Origin of the sequence: Actinoplanes sp. OR16, from assembly GCF_004001265.1 — a bacterium.
Taxonomy (GTDB): Bacteria; Actinomycetota; Actinomycetes; order Mycobacteriales; family Micromonosporaceae; genus Actinoplanes.
The window spans coordinates 5,098,983-5,120,145 of the sequence record NZ_AP019371.1 but is presented as its reverse complement, the minus strand read 5'-3'; the positions used below and the strand labels follow the sequence as shown (position 1 = coordinate 5,120,145).

The window sequence follows — 21,163 nt, the reverse complement described above, 5'->3', positions numbered from 1 at the left end:
CGCCGTGACGACTCTGCCGACCGCCGAGGAAGTACGCCGCCGCGCCCGGGACGCCGCCGAGCAGTGCGGACTGGACCTGGACGCCTACGCCGGGGACCACCTGGTCACCTCTCCCGTGAACGGTGCGCCCCTGTACTCCGTACGGTGGCAATCAAGAAACGACGCGGAGGCCGCGGCGCGTCGCGCTGCTGAAGCCTTCCGCAGCTGGCGTGTGGTTCCGGCGCCGGTGCGCGGTGCTCTCGTGCGGCGCTTCGGCGAGTTGCTGCGCGAGCACAAGGACGACCTCGCGACCCTGGTCAGCCTGGAGGTCGGCAAGATCACCTCGGAGGCACGCGGCGAGGTGCAGGAGATGATCGACATCTGCGAGTTCGCGGTCGGACTGTCCCGGCAGCTGTACGGGCGGACGATCAGCTCGGAACGCCCCGGCCACCGGCTCATGGAGACCTGGCACCCGCTCGGCGTCGTCGGGGTGATCAGCGCGTTCAACTTCCCGGTCGCGGTCTGGTCGTGGAACACCGCGATCGCGCTGGTCTGCGGCGACCCGGTGATCTGGAAGCCGTCCGAGCTGGCCCCGCTCAGCGCACTCGCCTCGGCCGCCCTGCTGGACCGGGCGATCGCCGAGACCGGCGCGCCGGACGGCCTCAGCCAGGTGCTGATCGGCGGCGCCGACCTCGGCGAGACGCTCGTGGACCACCCCGATGTCGCGCTGCTCAGCGCCACCGGGTCGACCCGGATGGGCCGCGCGGTCGGGCCCCGGGTGGCGGACCGGTTCGGCCGGTCGCTGCTGGAGCTCGGCGGCAACAACGCGGCGATCGTGACACCCACTGCCGACCTGGACCTCACCACCCGCGGCATCGTCTTCGCGGCGGCCGGCACGGCGGGCCAGCGCTGCACCACGCTGCGGCGGGTCATCGCGCACGAGAGCGTCGTCGACGCGGTGCAGGAACGTGTCGCGGCGGCGTACCGGACGTTGGCCGTCGGCTCGCCGCTGGATGATGCGACGCTGGTGGGTCCGCTCGTCACGGGTTCCGCGTACGACAAGATGCAAGACGCCCTGGCCGAGGCGCGGCAGCAGGGTGGGAAGGTCATCGCCGGCGGCAACCGCCGCCTGGCGGAGGAGGCGCCGGACGCCTACTACGTCGAACCGGCGATCGTGCGGATGACCGGGCAGACCGAGATCGTCAGGCAGGAGACGTTCGCTCCGATCCTGTACGTGCTGCCCTACTCCACCTTCGAACAGGCCGTCGCGCTCAACAACGACGTGCCGCAGGGCCTGTCGTCGAGTGTCTTCACCGGCTCGCTGGAGGAGGCCGAGCGGTTCCTCGGGCCGGAAGGCTCCGACTGCGGCATCGCCAACGTCAACATCGGCACCTCCGGCGCGGAGATCGGCGGCGCGTTCGGCGGCGAGAAGGAGACCGGCGGCGGCCGCGAATCCGGCTCCGACGCGTGGCGCGCCTACATGCGCCGCGCCACCAACACGATCAACTTCTCCGGTTCGCTGCCTCTCGCACAAGGCGTCACATTCGATCTCTAACGACTAGCCTGACCTGGTGAACGGCGTACAACTCCTGCTCATCGTCGGGGCGGGGATCGCGATCACCGCGGTGGCCCGGCGGCACCGGATCGAACCGGGCTGGGTGATCGTGGTGATCGCGGCCGGGGCGTCGTTCATCCCCGGCGTGCCGCGGCTGGAGCTGGAAAGCGAGCTGATCCTCGCCCTGGTGATCCCGCCGCTGCTCTACTCGGCCACCCGGAACGCGCCGGTCTCCTCGTTCGGCGCGAACCTGAAGGCCATCGTCTACCTCGGCGTGATCACCGTGGTGGTGACCGCCGGCGTGCTCGGCTGGCTCTCCACGCTGCTGCTGCCGTCGATCGGGGTGGCCGCGGCGTTCGTGCTCGGCACCGTCCTCGCCCCGCCGGACACGATCACGACGGTCTCGCACGGCGCCGAGATGGGCCTGCCCAAACGGGCCACCTCGATCCTCACCGGGGAGAGCCTGGTCAACGACGCGACAGCGCTGACGCTGTTCACCATCGCCATCGCCGCTGTCAACGGCGAGCACGCCACCTGGGGCGGCGGGTTCGCTGCCTTCTTCCGCAACGCGCTGATCGGCCTGGCCATCGGCGCCGTCCTCTCCATGATCACGCTGATCATCCGCAAGCGGCTCGGCAACCCGACGCTGGAGACGTCGCTGGTCCTGCTGCTGCCGTTCACCGCGTTCCTGATCGCCGAAGAACTGCACGCCTCCGGCATCCTCGCCGTCGTGGCCGCGGCGTTCTTCGTGACGATGAACCTGATCCTCGACCCGAACTTCCAGTACCCGGGCGGCTACCGCACCCGGCTGCAGGAGGAACAGGTGTGGAAGACCCTCGACTTCCTGCTGGAGACGTTCGTCTTCGCCTACATCGGCCTGCAACTCAAATGGGTCGCCGAGGACCTCGCCTCGTCGTCGTCGCTGGCCCGGACCCTCGTCGCCGCCATCGTGCTGCTCGTCGCGGCGATCCTGATCCGGTTCCTCATCGTCTTCGTGTTGTTCGGCCGCTGGCGGCTGCGCTACACCAGGATGCAGCGGCGCATGGCCTTGCACCCCTCCCGGGGTTCTCGCCAGGGTTCTCCTCGCCAGCTTTCTCGCCGCCAGGTTTCTCGCGGCCAGGTTTCTCGCGGCCAGGTTTCTCGCGGCGAGGTTTCTCGCCGCCGGGGCGGTGAGCCACTACCGCCGCCGACGACGAAGGAGACCGTTCTCGTCGGCTGGACCGGCATGCGCGGCATCCTCACCCTCGCCGCCGCGGCCGGCATCCCCGAGCACACCACCTCCGGCGCCCCCTTCCCCGGTCGCGACGCCATCCAGGCGATCGCTCTGATCGTCACCCTCGGCACTCTGCTCATCCAGGGCACCACGATCGGCTGGCTGGCCCGCCGCCTTCGCTTCGACCTGACCGCCGAACAGGCCGCCTACCGGGCGATGCGCGCTCAAGGCCACGCCCTCGTCGAAGCCGCCTCCCTCGGCCCGTCCGCCGACGTCGACGTCGACGACTCATTCGACGCCCAGCGAGCAGCCGTCGGCACGGCGATGAAGAACCGTCTGATCAGCGAAGAGGTAGCTCGCGAACTGATCGAGGACCTGGACCTGCGCCAGGCGGCCCGCCACACCTGAGCGGGGCGCCGGTTGTGCGCTCGCTCGCCTGCCCGCCATGCCCCCGTCACGCCATGCCTCATCGCGCCATGCCTCATCGCGCCATGACCGCCCGCCATGACTGCCCGCCACGACCCGTCGCGTCCACGCCTGCCTCGCCCGCCACGGCCAGTCGCGCCCACGCTCGGCTCGCCGTGGCCGTGGCCGTAGCCGCACAGCCTCCTCCAGCCGCCGATCTTGAGCGCTTCTCGACACCAGAATGTCTGTAATCACCCAAGATCGCGGCCACGCCGAGGACCACGGCCATGCTGAGCACCGCCGCCATGCCGAAGACCGCCGCCACGCCCCTACCCCACCGCCGATCTTGAGCGCTTCTCGACACCAGAATGTCTCTGATCACCCAAGATCGCGGCCACGCCGAGGACCACGGCCATGCCGAGGACCACGGCCATGCTGAGGATCGCCGCCACGCCGAGCACCGCCGCCACGCTGAGCACCGCCGCCACGCCGAGCACCGCCGCCACGCTGAGCACCGCCGCCACGCCGAGCACCGCCGCCCCTGCCCCACCACGCCCCTGCCCCACCGCCGATCTTGAGCGATCTTCTACATCCAGGTGGCCTGGATCGCTCAAGATCGGCCATGGTGAGGACCACTGCCTTGCCTCACTGCGGATCTTGAGCGATTCCCGACGCCCTGAGATGAAGGAACGCCCAAGATCCCGAGGTGGCACGTCTGCCGGCGGGGGCAACGCCGGCAACTGACAGGCCACGCCGGCGAGCCGACAGACCACGCCGGCAAGCTGACAGGCCACTCGCCAGCAGTCATGGAGCGGCGATGGACCACGCCCGGGCGCCCGACACCTGCGCTCGCCACGCGTGAGACACCACTCGTGAGACGCCGTTCATCGCGCTTCCCCGTAGCCAGCCGTGAATCCATGCGTAGACCCACCGTGTGGATTCACCAAGGTTTGCGGACCTCGCCTACCCGAGCCAGTGGATGTGAGACGCAGCCACTACGGATGGTCATGCCCTCCTCCGGTGCGGGCCGGTTGATGGAAACCTTCGGGCCCCCGAGCACCCTCAAGCACTCCACGAAGCCGCGAGATTCCACGATCACCGGTCACTGTTCGTTGCCGCGCGGCCCCCACCACGCCGCCCGTCTCTGCTATCCCTTGTGGATGGTTGTCGATCCGTTCGCCAAGGGTGGGTTGCAGGACGCCGAGGCCGTGCTGCGCGCGCACGGTGTGGACGCCTACTTCCGGGCCGTCGAAGGGTGGACCGACGACGGGTTCGCGGTTCTCGGCGGGCGGACGGTGGTCATGGCCGGGTCGAACGACTACCTCGGGCTGTCCCGCGATCCCCGGGTGATCGCGGCGGCGGTGGAGGCGCTCGGGCGGTACGGGGCTTCGGTGAGCGGGTCGCGGCCGCTCAACGGGACCGTCGATCTGCATGAGCGGCTCGAAGCGCGGATCGCCGGGTTCCTCGGGCAGGAAGCCGCCGCCGTGGCGACGACCGGGTTCCAGGCGAACCTGGCCCTCGCCGCCGCGCTGGGGCCGGGCGACGTGGCGTTCAGCGACGCTCGCAACCATGCCTCGCTCATCGACGGGCTGCGGCTCGGGACCGGAAAAATCCTGACATATCGTCACGGCGACCTCGACCATCTGCGCCGCCGGCTGACCACAGCGCCCGCGGAGGGGAGGCTCATCGTCACGGACGGGGTCTTCTCCATGGAAGGGGACGTCGCTCCCCTGCGAGGTCTCCGCGATCTGGCCGACGAGTTCGACGCCAAGCTGATCGTCGACAGCGCTCACGACCTCGGCGTTCTCGGGACGCGCGGCGCCGGGCTGCACGAGGCGGCCGGCCTGGAGGACCGGGCCGATCTGATCACCGCGACGTTCTCGAAGGCGCTCGGCTCCACCGGCGGGGTGATCGCCGGACCGGCGGCGAACGTCACGCGGCTGCGCTACAACGCCCGGTCGCTCGTCTTCTCCGCCGGCCTGCCACCCGCGTCGGCGGCCGCGGCACTGCAAGCGCTCGACATCCTCGAAGCCGAACCGCAGCGCCGCGAACGCCTGCGCCGGCTGGCCCGGCTGCTGCACGACGGCCTGCGTGCGATCGGCCTGGACACCCGGCCGTCGACCACGCCGATCGTGCCGGTGGCGTTCCCGGACATGGCTCAGGCCGGCGCGTTCTGGGCCGGCCTGACGGAGGCCGGCGTCGTGGTGAACCTGGTCGGCCCGCCCGCGACCAGCCGGGCCATGCTGCGGGTGACGCTCACGGCAGCCCACGACGAGGGCCACGCCGAGCGGGTGATCCAGGCCTTCACCAGGGTGGCGGACCGGCTGCGCACGCCCCGGGCGGCCCAGCCGCTTCCCCCCGTGGAGATCAGCTGAGGAGGCGCACCATCCGCAGCGCGCTGATGTGGTCGTCGGCGCGGGACAGAGCGGCGCGGACCGTCTGCTGCGGTTCGAAGCCGCGGTAGCGGTAGAAGCCGATGCCGGCGCTGTCGCCGAGGAAGACCGAGACCCACATCTCGGTGCCGCCGGCCGCGCGGATCTGGTCGGTCACGTGCGTCAGCAGCCGGGTTCCGAGACCCCGGTTGCGCGCCGCCGACTCCAGGTAGATCAGCGAGAGCTCGCCGGCGGTCGTGCTCGTCATGCCGCCACCGGCCGCGCCGACGACCCGGCCCTCCTCCTCGATCACCTGGTAGCCGAACCACTCCGGATAGGACGGCTCGATGTCCTCCGTGACCCGGGACTCGCTATAAAATTCGGTCACGCTGCGCTCGATGTACCCCTGAGGGAGCACGTTGCGGTAGGCGTCGCGGTAAGCCTGGGAGCAGACGGCGGCGATGCTGCTGGCGTCGGCCTGCACGGCTTGGCGGACAACGGCGGTCAACGATGTTCCTGGCACGCAGCCCACCATAAAACGGTCCGGGCGCCGGAAGGGCACCCGGACCATGATTAATTTCTCTATGTCGTGGTGCAAATAGTGCCGTTCAGGGTGAACACGGACGGTAATACGTTGGGTCCGCTGTAGGCGCCGACGAACCCGACCGACGTGGAGGCCCCCGGCGCCAGGCTCGCGTCGCTGGTGACCCGCACGGTGCGGCCCTCCTGGGTCCAGGTGGCGTTCCAGCCGCTGCTCAGGCTCTGCCAGCCGGTCGGCCAGCCGAACGTGAGTGTCCAGCTTCCGGTCGCCCGTGTCCCGCTGTTCAGGATGTCGATCTGGCCGACGTACCCGTTGCCCCAGTCGTTCGTGTCACGGAACGTCACGGTGCAGGACGATGCGGACGGCGTGCCGGTCGTGAAGGTCAGCGGCGGCGAGGGCCGTGACAGCCGTCCGGCGCCGTCCCGGGCCAGCACGTTGATCGTGTACCGGCGTCCCGGCTCCAGGTTCCGCACGGTCAGCGTCGTGCCGGTGGTCTCGCCCCACAGCTCGCTCGTGCCGCCGTTCTGCCGGTACACCTCGTACTTCACCCCACTCGCCGAGGCCGGCCAGGAGATCGTCGCAGTCCGATCAGTCGCGGTCACACTGGGCTGGGCCGGCGCTGTGGGCGCGGTCCCTGCGATCGGTTGCGCTTTCAAGGTCACAAGCGCTATTCCGTACGGCGGCAGCTGCTGTGCGGAGGAAGTCCCCGCCGGGCCCGTCACCACCGCGTCGTCACCGTTGCCGTACGTCGACACCACCGGCGTACCGGCCGCCGGCGTGAAGCCCTGGTAGTTCAGCGACACCGTCTGGCTGTCGTCAGGATCCTTGTTGATCAGCAGCACCGCGAGATCGCCGTTGGCCCGGCGTACCGCATGCGTGCTGACCAGCGGGTTGTCGCTGCCCGCGCCGACGAACCGGTCACCGGGCCGGGCGAGGTCACCGACCAGCGACAAGGCGTGGTACGGCGCGAACGGCGTGTTCATCGGCGGCTGGCAGACCGTGTTGTCGGCGTTGCAGTTGCCGCTGGAGAGCAGGCCGTAGTCGCCGTAATCGGCCTGGCCCTCGATCTCGGAGACCGTCCCGAGCCCGTTGTGCACGTTCCACCAGTGCACCGTGAACACGCCTTGCGCCAGGAGTCCGCTGTAGACGTCGGCGAGGAAGAGCGCGCCGGGTTGAGTGTTCCGACCGGTGTCGACGTTCGTTTCGGTCATGCTGATGCCGATGGTGCGGCTTCCGGCGTACAAGGAGATCTGGCTCTTGAGAAGTTGCACCGCGTCCTGGATCTGCGCCGGCTTGGTGAGCGCCTCGGCCGGCGTGCTGCCGCCCGGGTACCAGTGCACGTCCACGAAGTCGATCACCGAACCGGCGCGGGTGAGCACCTCCTGGTTCCAGGTGCCGCTGTCGCCCGGGCCGACGATGCCGTCCGGCCAGTTCCCCGGCATGGTCAGCACCGCGCCGATCTTGATGCTGGGGTCGACGGCCTTCATGGCGTTCGCGTACGCCACGACGTTCGCCGCGTACTCCTTCGGGCTCTTGTCGGCGTGGTCGTCGGCCTCCCACGCGGAACCGTAGTGCCCGTTCCCGTAGTTCTCGTTGCCGATCGTCCAGTAGGTGGCGTCGTAGTCCTTCGTCACGTTCGCGTACCGGACCCAGGCGGCCGCCTCCTCGGCGGTCCCGGTCCCGTAGTTGGCGATGATCATCGGCTCGGCGCCGGTGGCCTGCGCGCCCGCCATGAACGTGTCGAAGTCCGTGTCCGGGGCGACGTAGCCGCCGGGCGCGGTGTGGTCCTCCCAGTGGTAGATGTCGGCGTACGAGCCGCCGGGATAGCGGAGCATCGTCACGCCGGCGTCGTTGAGCAGCCCGGATACGGCGGGAGTGCCGAGCTGCGAGTCCCAGATGGCGTGGTTGACGCCGACGGCGACGTCACTGACGGTCGCGAGCCCGGCCCGCACGTCGATGTCGACACGGGTCGTGGTGGCGGCGGCGTGGACTGTTGTCGATGGGGCGATGACGGTGGCGGCGGCGAGCAGGACGGCGCTCGCGTACCCGGTCCAGGTCTTCACAGGGATCTCCGTGGGGTGCGGAGGAATGGGAGCGCTCCCATGGTCAACCTTAGGAATGAAGACTGTCAATGAATACCTTTGACGGCGGCCGGTCGGCGAAGCCGGGGACGCTGTGGGAGGCTGATCGGCATGCGAAGGCTCGCGGGGGTTCTGGCACTCGTCGTCGCTGCCGTGCTGCTGCCGGCGGCGCCCGCTTCGGCGGCCCTGCCCGACCGGCTCGCTCATGTCGGCAACGCCAAGCAGCTGATCGTGGTGAGCGGCACGAGCTGGAAGTCGACGTATGCCACAGTCCGCGCGTATCAGCGCGGCAAGGACGGCAAGTGGCGGTTCGCCCTGCCGGCGATGAAGGCGCGGATCGGCTACGGCGGCTGGGTCTGGGGCACCAAGCGTGTGCAGGACACCGGGACGACGCCGGCCGGCACCTACACGATCACGCAGGCGTTCGGGGTCCGCGCCGACCCCGGCACCACGCTGCCGTACCGCAAGGTCGACGGCAACGACTACTGGGTCGGCGACAACCGGGACGCTGCGACCTACAACCTGTTCCAGCCGTCGGCCTCCGCGAAACGCACCTGGCGCAAGTCGCAGGCGGAACGGCTGGCCGCCTACCCGAAGCAGTACGCCTACGCCGCCGTCGTCAACTTCAACAAGCCGTCCGGCGTCCGCTGGAACGCGAAGCGCAAGCAGTACGTGGCGTCGAAGCCGGCGAACACGCGCCGGGGCTCCGCGATCTTCCTGCACGCCAGCGGCTCGGGGTCGACGGCCGGGTGCGTGTCGGTGAGCCGGGCCAACATGGTCAAGCTGCTGAAGTGGCTGAAGCCGTCCCAGAAGCCCCGGATCGTGATGGCCCCGGCCTCAGCGATAACGAAGGCCTGACGACGACCCGTCCCGAGCACCCGCACGCGCCGTCGTCAGCTGTTTGCCCGACGGCCCGCACCCCCCACCACCAGCCGGTGCCTGAGCTACGGCCCGCGCCGTAGCCACCGGCCCGGAACGTCGACTTCCCGTGGGTTGACGCGCTGATCAAGCACCTCCGGCTACGACATTCCACGGCCGAGCCCGGATCGTGTGCGCTCACCGCCGTGTGGGACCGCCAGCGCACACGCCATCGGAACGTGTGCGCCCAGCGCCGCCCAGAAGGCCACCAACGCACACACAGCAACCCCGCGAGCGCTCACCGCCCTTGCCCGCTGGAACGACGCGTGCGCTCACCGCCCCGCCAAGCACCTACGCGTGCGCTAACCGCCCCTGCCCAGCGGAACGACGCGTGCGCTCACCGCCCCGCCAAGCACCTACGCGTACGCTAACCGCCTCCGCCCAGCGGAACGACGCGAGCGCTCACCGCCCCGCCAAGCACCTACGCGTACGCTAACCGCCTCCGCCCAGCGGAACGACGCGAGCGCTCACCGCCCCGCCAAGCACCTACGCGTACGCTCACCGCCTCCGCCCAGCGGAACGACGCGAGCGCTCACCGCCCCGCCAAGCACCTACGCGTACGCTCACCGCCCCCGCCCAGCGGAACGACGCGAGCGCTCACCGCCCCGCCAAGCACCTACGCGTACGCTCACCGCCTCGCCCGGCAGAACGAGGGACTGTCAAGAAAACGGTGTAACTCGATCTTGTTGAGGGTTAGTTGCGGCCTGCGGTGAGCCGTCCTTCGAAGGCGAGGTCGAAGGCGTTGAGGGCGGGTTTCCAGCGGATGGTCCAGCGGCGGCGGCCAGCGCCGGTCGGGTCCAGGGCCATCACGGCCAGGTAGACGCATTTCAGGGCGGCCTGCTCGTTCGGGAAGTGCCCGCGGGCCCGGACGGCGCGGCGGATGCGGGCGTTCACGCTCTCGATCGCGTTGGTGGAGCAGACGACCTTACGGATTTCGGCGTCGAACGCGAGGAACGGCACGAACTCGGCCCAGGCGTTCTCCCAGAGCCGGACGATCGCCGGATATCGCTCGCCCCAGGCCTCAGCGAACTCCAGGAAGCGCTGCTCGGCAGCCTGCTCGGTCGGTGCGGTGTAGACCGGCTTGAGTGCCTTGGCGATGGCGTCGTAGTGCTGGCGGCCGGCGTATTTGAACGAGTTGCGCAGCAGGTGCACCACGCAGGTCTGGACCACGGTCTTCGGCCAGACGGTGTTGATCGCGTCAGGCAGCCCGGTCAGGCCGTCGCAGACGGCCATCAGCACGTCCTCGACACCACGGTTCTTGAGCTCGGTGCACACGCTGAACCAGAACTTGGCGCCTTCGCCGCCGTCGCCAGCCCAGAGCCCGAGGATGTCGCGGGTGCCCTCGGCGGTGACCGCGAGGGCGACGTAGATGGGCCGGTTGGCGACTTTGCCGTCGCGGATCTTGACGTTGATCGCGTCCAGGAAGATCACCGGATAGACCCTGTCGAGGGGCCGGTTCTGCCACTCGGCCATGCCGTCGATGACCTTATCGGTGATCGTGGAGATCGTCTGGCGCGAGACGTCGGCGCCATAGACCTCGGCCAGGTGAGCGCTGATCTCCCCGGTGGTCAGGCCTTTCGCCGACAGCGACAGGACCATGTCCTCGACACCAGTCAGCCGACGTTGCCGCTTCTTGACGATCTGCGGCTCGAACGAGGCGTCGCGATCGCGCGGCACGGTGATCTCGACCGGGCCGACATCGGTCAGCACGGTCTTGGCCCGGGTCCCGTTACGGGAGTTGCCGCCGTCTTTGCCGGCCGGGTCGTGTTTCTCATAGCCGAGGTGATCGGTGATCTCACCATCGAGGGCGGCTTCGATCACTCGCTTGGTCAACTGCTGCAGCAGACCGCCTTCGCCGGTCAGTTGCAGGCCCGCTGCGCGGGCCTGCTCGACCAGCTGGCCGACTAGCTCGGCATCCACGCCTTCCGGGGTGGTTGCCGGATCCTTCTTCTTGGCCACCGCCGAAGTATCCACGGTGGCATCGATCGTCACGGTCATCTGGTGTCTCCTTGATCAGGAGTTACACCGTTTTTCTTACAGTCCCCAGAACGACGCGGACGGGACGAGCGGACAGGACGAGCGGACGGACCAGGGAACCGGACGGACGGACGAACGGGCGAAGGGCGAAGGGCTCACGCCGGCGTGGAGTGGTGAGGGCCGGTCAGGGGCGGGCCGGCGTGGAGGGCTCGGTCGCCACAGGGCGGAGGGGCGGGCTGCACGGATCACAGAAGGAGTTGGGTGGTGGGGTGGGCGACGCGACTCGGCCGGGGACCAGGAACCAGGCCACCACGGAGCCGGCCGCCATCAGGGCCGCGCAGAGGAGCATCACGTTGCGGTAGACCGGGGAGAGGGTTGCCGGGTCGGTCAAGGTGCCGGAGCCCAGGCCGGCGGCCAGGGGCAGGACCGCCACCGAGAGCAGGCCCGCGGCTCGGGCGACGGCGTTGTTCACGCCCGAGGCTATGCCCGCGTAGGAGGAGTCGAGGGCGCCCAGCGCGGTGGCCGTCAGCGGCGCGACCAGCAGGGACAGGCCGAGGCCGAAGACGATGACCGGGGGTAGTACATCGGTCCAGTAGGACGCGCCGGCGCCCACCGATGACAGCCAGATGAGGGCCGCGGCGCAGATGAGCGGGCCCAGGGTCATCGGGAGGCGGGGGCCGATGCGCTGGCCGAGGGCGCCGGCCCGGGCCGAGAGCAGCAGCATCAGGGCGGTGATCGGGAGCAGGGCGATGCCCGCCGCCAGCGGGGTGAAGCCGGCCACCACCTGCAGGTTGACGACGACCAGGAAGAAGACGCCGCCGTTCGCCGCGTAGACGAGGAAGGTCACCAGGTTCGCGCCGGTGAACTCGGGCGTACGGAAGACCTGTAGTGGCAGCATCGGGTGGGCCGTGCGGCGTTCCCACGCGACGAACGCGGCCATCGCCAGCACGCCGGCCACCAGCGACAGCAGCACCACGGGATCGCCGGGGCCGCGAGCGGGCCAGGCGGTGAAGCCGTACGTGAGACCGCCGAGCCCGGCAGCGCCGAGCAGCAGACCGGCCCAGTCCAGGGAGCGGGCCGCGGAGGGGTTGCGGGACTCGGGCACGTGACGAGCGGTCACCCAGAGGACCAGCGCCGCGACCGGCACGTTGATCAGGAAGATGTACCGCCAGCTGCCGGCCATCACGAGCCAGCCGCCGAGGAACGGTCCGAGCGCGCCGCCGATGCCGCCGAGCCCGGACCAGGCGCCGATCGCCCGGGCCCGGTCGTCCGGGTCGAACGAGGCTTCGAGGATCGCCAGGGCGCCCGGCGTGAGCAGCGCGCCGCCGATGCCCTGCAGCACCCGGGCCGCGATGAGCAACTCGATCGTCGGCGCGAACCCGCAGAGCAGGGACGCGGCGGCGAACCAGCCGACGCCGATGAGGAAGAGCCGGCGGCGGCCGTACCTGTCGCTCAGCGAGCCGCCGAGCAGGATCAGCGAGGCGAGGCTGAGGGCGTAGCCGTTGACGGTCCACTGCAGGCCGGCCGCGTCGGCTGCCAGGTCACGGCCGATCGCCGGCAGCGCGATGTTGACGACGGTGGCGTCGATGAAGGCGAGGCTCGAACCGAGCACGGTGGCCAGCAGCACCCAGCGACCGGCCGCTGACTTGTACTTCAACGACATGCCGAAACTCTAACGGCACAGCTCAGGCACAGGACTCTCCGAGGTTCCTTTGAGGTGCAGCCCGCACCGTTCCATCGACGTTCATCTATCGGTAACCTTCCGGAGGTCTCCCATCATGCCCCGGCTCGCCCTCTTCGCGATCGATCTGGTCGCGGTCTCGCTGCTGGTCTTCGGCCTCTACTTCCCCCGCCACCGGCGCCGGGACCTGGTCGTCGCCTACCTCGGGGTCAACGTCGGCGTGCTGGCCGTGGCCGGTTCACTGAGCTCCAGCACGGTCGGGGCGGGGCTCGGGCTGGGCCTGTTCGGCGTGCTGTCGATCATCCGGTTGCGGTCGACCGAGCTGGATCAGCACGAGGTGGCCTACTACTTCTCCGCGCTCGCGCTGGGCATCCTCGGACCGCTGAGCGGCGGACCGGCGTGGCTCACTCCGGCACTGATGGCGCTGATCCTCGTGGTGATGTACCTCGGCGACCACCCGCGGCTGTTCCGGACCTACCACCGGCAGGTCGTGGTGCTCGACACGGCGCTGACCGACCGGATGGCGCTCATCACCCAGCTCGAACGGATCCTCGGCGCGCGAGTGCATGCCGCGACCGTCGAGCGGGTCGATCTGGTCAACGAGACGACCGTCGTCGAGGTGCGGTATTCGTACCCCGCCACTAGGCTGACCCCGGCCCTCGCCGAGGCGCGCTGATGAGCGTGCCCGCCCACCTGGCCGCGATCGATCTCGCCGAGCTCACCGAGAAGGCGGCCCTGCAGACCCGGGTGGACCGCAAGTATCTGCTGCTCGCGACCGCCGCGTCCAAGATCTTGAAAGGTCTCGACCCCTGCACCCGGGTTCTGGAGATCGACGGACTGCGGACGTTCCGGTACCGCTCGGTCTACTTCGACACGCCCGACCTGATCAGCTTCCGGCTGACCGCGCATCGGCGGCGGCGACGCTTCAAGGTCCGGACCCGGACCTATCTGGACTCGGAGCGGTGCTGGCTCGAGGTGAAGACCGAGGGGTATCGCGGCGGGACCGTGAAGGATCGGCTGCCGTACGAGGCGTGCCACCACGACACCGTCGATCCCGGTCGCGGGTTCGTGGACGAGATCTTGGACAGCGCGGGCCTGCATCTGAGGCCGACGCTGGTCACCCACTACCGGCGGACCACGCTCCTCCAGCCCGCCGGAAACTCCCGGGCGACCGTCGACACCGACCTGACCTGGACCGACACGGACGGCCGCACGCTGAGCCTGCCGGACGTCGCGGTCATCGAGACGAAGACCGCATCGGCCGCGTCACCGGTCGATCGCCTGCTCTGGGCCGGTGGCGTCCGGCCGGTGGCGATCTCCAAATACGCCACCGGGCTGGCCGCGCTGCGCCCCGAGCTGCCGGCAGCCCCGTGGAGGCGGCAACTCCGCCGCTACTTCGCATGAAACGTCCCCGACAGAAGGAAGCGCCGTGCTCAAGAAGCCTCTCGCCGTCCTCACCGCGACGGCATTGACCACCTGGGCCGCCCCCGCCCAGGCCGCCGGTCCCGCGGCAGCCACCGCCCTCGCCGCCAACCAGGCGAGCCACCACCAGGCCGCCGACCTCACCTGGAACGAGTCCGACGTCGCGGCGGTGACCCTGACCGGCGCCTCGGCGACCACGAGCAGCCCGAACGTGACCGTCAGCGGAAGCACCGTCACGGTGACGGCGGCGGGCACGTACCGGTTCAGCGGCTCGCTCACCAGCGGCCAGATCGTCGTGAACAGCACCGGCGCCGGCCTGGTCCGGATCATCCTGAACGGCGTGACGATCACCGGCGGCACCGGCGCCCTCACCGTGATCGCCGCCGATGAGGTGCTGCTCTTCCTCCAATCCGGCACCACGAACCGGCTCACCGACGGCACGGCCTCGGCGGACGGCGCGATCGCCTCGGCGGCCGACCTCACGATCGCGGGCTCCGGGGCGCTGGTCGTCACCGGCACCGCCAACGACGCCATCAACGTGAAGGACGGCCTGGTCGTGGCGGGCGGCACGATCACCGCGACGGCGCCGGACGACGCGCTGCGCGGGCAGGACTATGTGATCGTCAGCGGTGGCAGCATCACCGCGACAGCGGGTGGCGACGGGCTCAAGTCGGACAACGACGAGGACACCACCAGGGGGTACGTCGCGGTCACCGGCGGCACGGCCACCGTCACCGCGACGGGCGACGCGATCACCGCGGAGACCGACGTGATCGTGAACGGCGGAACCATCACCGCCACGTCGGGCGGTGGCAGCACCGTGACGCCCGGCGACACCTCGGCGAAGGGCCTCAAGGCCGGTGTCCTGCTGGTGATCAGCGACGGGACCACGAACGTGAACGCCTCCGACGACGGGCTGCACTCGGACGCGGCCGTCACCGTGGACGGCGGCGCCACCACGGTCGCGACCGGCGACGACGGTGTGCACGCCGAGACGAACGTGTCGATCTCCGGCGGCGCGGTGAGCGTGACGAAGTCGTACGAGGGGATCGAAGGTCTGAAGGTATCGATCTCCGGCGGCAGTGCCACGGTGACCGCTTCCGACGACGCGGTGAACGCGTCCGACCCGGCCTACGGCGAGATGCAGAACTCGCCGAACGCGCTGATCTCGGTGACCGGCGGGACGGTGGTCGCGGGCGGCGGCACCGACGGCCTCGACTCGAACGGCGCCCTCACGATCGGCGGCGGCACGGTGGTGGTGACCGGCTCGGCGACCCGCGGCGGCGGCGAGGGCGGCCTGGACTCGAACGGCGCGCTGACCATCACCGGCGGCACGCTGATCTCGTCCGGGATCAGCGCCACCACCAGCACGCTGCCGGGTTCCGGGCAGGGCTGGGTGTCGGTGACGTTCAGCGCGAACCAGCCGGCCGGCACGATCGTGCACCTCGCGACGACATCAGGCACGCAGATCGCCGCCTACCAGCCGGCGAAGGCGTTCCGGGGCGTGGTCTTCTCGTCGAGTCAGATCACGCGCGGGACGACGTACGCGGTCCGCACCGGCGGCACGGTGTCCGGCACGGCGGTGGGCGGCGGCCTCTACGTCGGCGGGACCCTGTCCGGGACCCAGGTCTCCACCGTCACTGCCGGGAACCGGTAAGCGACACCAGCAGCTCCGATAGGGCGGCCTGGTCGCAGGCCCCCATCGGGGTTCGCCGGGTGAGCTGCAGGTGGTCCGACCAGGTGTCGTCGATCCAGACCTCGGTGATCTCCTGCTCGGCGGCGGCGTTGTTGTGCGAGGTCGCGACCCCCGGCGACAGCTCGACGAGCAGCGTCTTCCCGGAAGGCAACGGCCGGGACATCCGGGTGTGCAGGCGCTTGCCGGAGTAGTACCCGTTGCCCTGCCACGGGCCGGCCAGCATGTCCACGACCCGGTCGGTGGGGATCGGCGCGAACCCGGTCAGGCTGGTCGCGGCCTGCTGCTCCGGGGTCAGCGTCACCGCGGGCCGGTGCAGCTGCGGGAACGGCTGCAGGATCTCGTAGTCGGTGAACAGCTGCTGCCACCCCGCCAGCTCGTCGCCGAGTTCGGCCGGGTGGACGATGCCGAGCGACGCCTGCGGCTCGATCTCCACCCGGGTGTCCTGGACGTCCGCGAAGCTGCCGTCCTCAGCGATCCGCAGCCCCCGCCCGGCAGGGAAGACGCCCCATACCAGCCGCCGGGCGAGCGGACCGAGGATCGGATGCGGCAGCACCACGTCGCGCAGATGCGAAGCGGGCCGCCGCCGGTGGGTGAGCATCTCCTTCTCCAGCCGGGCGGTCTGCGCCGCCACGGTCGCCCGCAGGTCCTTCTTGAGCCGCAGGAACTCCTGGTAGGCGCCGGGATTGGTGTCCTTCGCGCCGGGTTTGGGCAGCCGGGCCGGCACCAGGTAGTCGTCGAGGACCACGGTGAACCGCCGCGGCCCGTAGTCGAGCACCACCCCGGCGTCCAGCCCGTGCGTGGTCGCGAGCCGGTCGGCCAGCTCGGTCACCGACAGTCCGCGCCGGGCGGCGGCCTGCGCCAGATAGGTCGAGGCCCGATCGTTCGTCGGGCCGCCGGACATGCCCGCCTCGATCGCCAGCAGATGCCGCAGCGACACGTCGGTCCCCACGCTCGCCAGCACCGCGAGCCCGTCGATCGCCCGCTGCCACCTGCTCTTCGCCGGCCACGAGCGGACCAGCGGCGCGAGCACGTCCATCGTGGCGTCGTCGCCGATGTGCGCCTGCGCCAGCACCACCCACGCGTCGGCGGCGGGCAGTCCGGCGTCGAGCCAGCCCCGCAGCAGCGTCCGGCCGAATGCGGCGAGCTCAGCCGGGTCCTCGCCGGCGAGCAGCTTCTCCATCGCGGGCTCGGCGTCGGCGATCATCGGCTGCGCGGCCGCCGAGGATTCGACGGCCACCGCCGCCACGTCGTCTCCCGGCGGAGGCTCCGGCGGATCGGCAAGCCGGGACAGCCGGAGGACATCGACCTTCGACGGTACGAGGGGAGCCTGCGTGGCGGCGTCCTCCCCGTTCGCATCGATCAGTCCTCCGACCATGGCCGGCGTGCTCATCCCGTACGCCGCAGCGGTCTTGAGGATGATCGGCCGGTGGCCGCCCGCAGCTAGATGGGCCAGCGCTTGCCTGGCGTTCTGCCGTGCCTTGCTCGCCTTCCCCCGGGCCGCCGGGATCAACGCCTGAGCGGCCGTCCCGGGGTGGCGGTCCAGCCAGAGGCGCGCCCACAGCCGGGCCGAGCCGAGGTGCCGCAGCCAGCCCGCGACCACCGGGGCCACCTCCGGCGCCCGGAACGGCAGCACCAGCAGGCCCGAGGCGTCGGCGTCCTGAGCGACCTCGTCGAGCACGAGCGGCAGCGCGTCCGTCCCGAACCGCGCGGCGGCGACCCGGCACAGGTCGAGCCGCTGGAGATGCCGGTGCCGCTGCAGCGTCGAGACCGCGATCAGCGCCCGCGCCGGCCCCTCCGGCCCCTTGGCGATCAGCCACGGCACCTGCTCGGGCTCCAGATCGGACAGTTTGTCGGCGCCGGTGACGGCGAGGTTCCAGTCGGGTTGCTCGCGTCCGTGGTCGAGCGCGGCGGCCCGGCCCAGCCACCGTTCCCGCTCCCCCGGCTCCCACGCCATGACCGCCGCGTCCGACACCGACCAGCCTCCCCGTTCGTAAATCCCCTGATCGGCGAGTCTTCGAGGCCGGGTGGTCCAGGAGCACCTCGCTGACCGGGCTGACAAGTCTCGCACTTCGCCCATGGAGGCCCCGCGTGTCGCCCTGCCGACAGGACACGGCATCGACATGTGCGGATGATCTGCGGAGGCAATCTCGGGGAGGCGATTTCCGGTGCGTCAGTTCAGGTCATTCCGGTGGCGGACGCTGCTGGTGCTCACGCTGGCCGTCACCGGCCTGACGGTTCCGCTGGCCGGCCCCGCCGCCGCCGATCCGTGCGCTCCGCTGGTCAACCCGGTCGCCTGCGAGAACACCAAGGCCGGGACGCCGAAGAGCACCTGGGACGTCTCCGGGTACGGCAGTGACGCGCTGCAGGGCTTCCCCACACAGATCAGCGTCAACGCGGGACAGACCGTCGACTTCAAGATCAAATCGTCGGCTGCGTCGTACCGCCTGGACATCTACCGGATGGGCTACTACGCCGGCAACGGCGCGCGGTTCATCACCACCGTCAACCCGGTCGGCCGGCAGACCCAGCCGTCGTGCGCGAGCCAGGCCGCCACCGGACTGGTCGACTGCGGCAACTGGGCGGTCTCCGCCTCCTGGCCGGTGCCGGCCGGCGCGGTCTCCGGCATCTACTTCGCCCGGCTGGTCCGCACCGACGGCACCTCGGGCGCCAGCCACATCGTGTTCGTGGTGCGCAACGACGCGGGCCGCTCCGACGTGATCTTCCAGACCTCCGACTCCACCTGGCAGGCCTACAACACCTACGGCGGCAACAGCCTGTACGTCGGCTCGCCCGCCGGCCGGGCCTACAAGGTGAGCTACAACCGGCCGATCACGACCCGCGGCACCGGCGCCGAGGACTTCGTCTTCAACGCCGAGTACCCGATGGTCCGGTGGCTGGAAGCGAACGGCTACGACGTCAGCTACATCGCGGGCGTCGACGCGGACCGCAGCGGCGCCCTGCTGAAGAACCACAGGGCGTTCCTGTCGGTCGGCCACGACGAATACTGGTCGGGGCAGCAGCGCGCCAACGTCGAGGCGGCCCGGGACGCCGGCGTCAGCCTGGCCTTCCTCAGCGGCAACGAGGTGTTCTGGAAGACCCGCTGGGAGGACGGCTACCGGACGATGGTCTGCTACAAGGAGACCCACGCGAACGGGAAGATCGACCCGACCGCGGCGTGGACCGGCTCCTGGCGTGACCCGCGGTTCAGCCCGCCGGCCGACGGCGGACGCCCGGAGAACGGCCTGACCGGCACGATCTTCAAGGTCAACGCGGGTACGGTGAACCTCCAGGTCCCGGCCGCCGACGGCAAGATGCGGCTCTGGCGCGGCACCACTGTCGCGACCCAGGCGGCCGGCGCCACGGCGACCCTCGGCACCGGGACCCTCGGCTACGAGTGGGACGAGGACGCCGACAACGGCTTCCGCCCGCGTGGCCAGATCAAGCTCTCCACCACGACCGCGTCCGGGCTCGACGTGCTGCAGGACTACGGGTCGACGTACGCGAACGGCAGCGCCACCCACAACCTGACGCTGTACCGCGCCCCCAGCGGCGCGCTGGTCTTCGGCGCCGGAACCGTCCAGTGGTCGTGGGGCCTGGACAGCGACCACGACCGTGGCTCCGGTGCGGCCAGCACGCCGATGCGGCAGGCCACCGTCAACCTGCTCGCCGACATGGGCGTCCAGCCGGCCACGCTGCAGTCCGGCCTGACCGCCGCGACCGCGTCCACCGACACCACCGGGCCGTCCGCCGCCATCACCGCCCCGGCTGCCGGCGCCACCGTGCCGGCCGGTGCGCCGGCGGTCATCTCCGGCACCGCGACCGACACCGGCGGCGGTGTGGTCGGCGGCGTCGAGGTGTCCACCGACAACGGGTCCACCTGGCACCCGGCCACCGGGCGCGCCAGCTGGAGCTACACCTGGCGGCCGGGCAACACCGGGGCGGCGACCATCCGGGTCCGTGCCACCGACGACAGCGGCAACGTCGGCGCCGACGCCACCCGGGCCGTCACGGTCGGCCCGCGCACCTGCCCGTGCAGCATCTGGGACGCGCTGACCGTCCCGGTGACCCCGGCCGACCCGGACGGCAGCGGCACCGAGGTCGGCATCCGGTTCCGCTCGGACGTCGCCGGTCAGGTCACCGCGATCCGGTTCTACAAGGGCAGCGGCAACACCGGTACGCACACGGGCAAGCTCTGGACCAACACCGGCACCCAGCTGGCGTCGATCACGTTCAGCGGCGAGTCGGCGTCCGGCTGGCAGCAGGCCACCTTGCCGACGCCGGTGACGCTCGCCGCGAACACCACCCACGTCGTCTCCTACTACGCGCCGAACGGCCACTACGCCGGCGACACCGGGTACTTCACGACGAAGGGCGCCGACAACGCGCCGCTGCACGCGCTGCGGGACGGGCTGGACGGCGTCAACGGCGTCTACCGCTACGGCGCCGGCTTCCCGACCGAGTCGTGGGCGAGCGCGAACTACTACGTCGACGTGGTCTTCACGCCGGGCGCGGCCACACCCGACACCACACCGCCCACGGTCACCACCCGCACGCCCGCTTCCGGGGCGACCGGGGTGGCGGCCACCACGGCCGTGACCGCCACGTTCAGCGAACCGGTCACCAGCGCCGCCATCGCGATCGCCGGTGTCCCGGGAGCGACCTCGTCCACCGCGAACACGGTGACGTTCACACCGTCGGCGGCGCTCGCGGCGAGCACGACGTACACGGTGACGGTCAGCGGAGCGAAGGACGCGGCCGGGAACACCATGGCCGCCACCTCCTGGTCGTTCACCACGGCGGCGACGCCCACGACCCCGCCACCGGGCACCTCGTATTCGGTGTGGCCGTCCACCGCCGTGCCGGGCACCCCGGCCGACGCGGACACCTCCGCGGTCGAGGTCGGCATGCGGTTCCGCTCCGACGTCGCCGGGCAGGTCACCGGCGTCCGCTTCTACAAGGGCAGCGGCAACTCCGGCACGCACGTCGGTCATCTGTGGAGCGCCACCGGCACCAGCCTCGGCACCGTCACCTTCACCGGGGAGACGGCGACCGGCTGGCAGACCGCCACGTTCGCGACGCCGGTGCCCATCGCCGCGAACACCACCTACGTCGTGTCCTACTACGCGCCGGTCGGCCGCTACGCGGCGAACGAGGACTACTTCGCGACCGCCGGCGTGGACAACGGGCCGCTGCACGCCCTGCAGGACGGCGCCGACGGCGCCAACGGGCTCTACCGGTACGGCAGTGGCGGCGGCTTCCCCGCCGACACCTGGCAATCCAGTAACTACTGGGTCGACGTGGTATTCGCGCCAACCTCCTAGGA

At 70.7% G+C, this 21,163-nt stretch carries 14 protein-coding genes; 8 read left to right on the top strand and 6 right to left on the bottom strand.

What is annotated here, in order from left to right; genetic code table 11:
- Positions 1-4 precede the first annotated feature (4 nt).
- Together EP757_RS23370 and EP757_RS23365 are read left to right on the top strand one after the other, a co-directional pair.
- Positions 5-1,534, top strand: a complete 1,530-nt coding sequence (locus EP757_RS23370) for an aldehyde dehydrogenase family protein (RefSeq protein ID WP_127549349.1) — start codon at positions 5-7, stop codon at positions 1,532-1,534.
- 16 nt (positions 1,535-1,550) lie between these two features.
- Positions 1,551-3,155 carry a sodium:proton antiporter gene (locus tag EP757_RS23365; RefSeq protein WP_127549347.1) on the top strand — a complete coding sequence of 535 codons (1,605 nt, stop codon included), beginning with the start codon at positions 1,551-1,553 and terminating at the stop codon, positions 3,153-3,155.
- Positions 3,156-3,481: 326 nt separating this feature from the next.
- On the opposite strand, the gene EP757_RS23360 is transcribed toward EP757_RS23365, so the two are convergent.
- Positions 3,482-3,718: a hypothetical protein gene (locus tag EP757_RS23360; protein WP_127549345.1), complete on the bottom strand. Its 237-nt coding sequence runs from the start codon at positions 3,716-3,718 to the stop codon at positions 3,482-3,484.
- Positions 3,719-4,312: 594 nt separating this feature from the next.
- On the opposite strand from EP757_RS23360, the gene EP757_RS23355 reads away from it, so the two are divergent.
- Entirely contained in the window at positions 4,313-5,527 is a 1,215-nt protein-coding gene (locus EP757_RS23355; protein ID WP_127549343.1) for a pyridoxal phosphate-dependent aminotransferase family protein, read from the top strand.
- On the opposite strand, the gene EP757_RS23350 is transcribed toward EP757_RS23355, so the two are convergent.
- Together EP757_RS23350 and EP757_RS23345 are read right to left on the bottom strand one after the other, a co-directional pair.
- Positions 5,520-6,032 carry a GNAT family N-acetyltransferase gene (locus EP757_RS23350; protein ID WP_160165861.1) on the bottom strand — a complete coding sequence of 171 codons (513 nt, stop codon included), beginning with the start codon at positions 6,030-6,032 and terminating at the stop codon, positions 5,520-5,522. The two genes, EP757_RS23355 and EP757_RS23350, sit on opposite strands and share 8 nt — an antisense overlap.
- 74 nt (positions 6,033-6,106) lie before the next feature.
- Complete coding sequence (locus EP757_RS23345) at positions 6,107-8,128, bottom strand: cellulose binding domain-containing protein (RefSeq protein WP_127549339.1); 2,022 nt, start codon at positions 8,126-8,128, stop codon at positions 6,107-6,109.
- A 129-nt stretch (positions 8,129-8,257) separates the two neighbouring features.
- On the opposite strand from EP757_RS23345, the gene EP757_RS23340 reads away from it, so the two are divergent.
- Positions 8,258-9,004, top strand: a complete 747-nt coding sequence (locus EP757_RS23340) for a L,D-transpeptidase (RefSeq protein WP_127549337.1) — start codon at positions 8,258-8,260, stop codon at positions 9,002-9,004.
- Between the two features lie 753 nt (positions 9,005-9,757).
- Here EP757_RS23340 and EP757_RS23335 read toward each other — a convergent pair.
- Together EP757_RS23335 and EP757_RS23330 are read right to left on the bottom strand one after the other, a co-directional pair.
- Complete coding sequence (locus tag EP757_RS23335) at positions 9,758-11,062, bottom strand: IS256 family transposase (protein WP_232049958.1); 1,305 nt, start codon at positions 11,060-11,062, stop codon at positions 9,758-9,760.
- A gap of 163 nt (positions 11,063-11,225) precedes the next feature.
- The gene (locus EP757_RS23330; RefSeq protein WP_127549334.1) at positions 11,226-12,704 is read right to left on the bottom strand and encodes an MFS transporter; all 1,479 of its coding nucleotides are present in this window, start codon (positions 12,702-12,704) and stop codon (positions 11,226-11,228) included.
- 115 nt (positions 12,705-12,819) lie between these two features.
- Here EP757_RS23330 and EP757_RS23325 point away from each other — a divergent pair, with 115 nt between their 5' ends.
- The 3 genes from EP757_RS23325 to EP757_RS23315 are packed head-to-tail and all read left to right on the top strand — an operon-like array spanning position 12,820 to position 15,801.
- Positions 12,820-13,398 carry a DUF4956 domain-containing protein gene (locus tag EP757_RS23325; protein ID WP_127549332.1) on the top strand — a complete coding sequence of 193 codons (579 nt, stop codon included), beginning with the start codon at positions 12,820-12,822 and terminating at the stop codon, positions 13,396-13,398.
- A complete protein-coding gene (locus EP757_RS23320) occupies positions 13,398-14,126 on the top strand; it encodes a VTC domain-containing protein (RefSeq protein ID WP_127549330.1) in 729 nt (242 codons plus the stop codon). Before EP757_RS23325 ends, EP757_RS23320 begins: the two co-directional genes overlap by 1 nt.
- Before the next feature lie 25 nt (positions 14,127-14,151).
- Positions 14,152-15,801, top strand: a complete 1,650-nt coding sequence (locus tag EP757_RS23315; protein ID WP_160165860.1) for a carbohydrate-binding domain-containing protein — start codon at positions 14,152-14,154, stop codon at positions 15,799-15,801.
- On the opposite strand, the gene EP757_RS23310 is transcribed toward EP757_RS23315, so the two are convergent.
- Entirely contained in the window at positions 15,782-17,812 is a 2,031-nt protein-coding gene (locus tag EP757_RS23310) for a DUF4132 domain-containing protein (RefSeq protein ID WP_160165859.1), read from the bottom strand. The genes EP757_RS23315 and EP757_RS23310 overlap by 20 nt on opposite strands.
- A 193-nt stretch (positions 17,813-18,005) precedes the next feature.
- Between EP757_RS23310 and EP757_RS23305 the strand changes: the two genes are divergently transcribed.
- A complete protein-coding gene (locus EP757_RS23305) occupies positions 18,006-21,161 on the top strand; it encodes a N,N-dimethylformamidase beta subunit family domain-containing protein (protein WP_127549324.1) in 3,156 nt (1,051 codons plus the stop codon).
- The last annotated feature ends 2 nt before the right edge of the window (positions 21,162-21,163 follow it).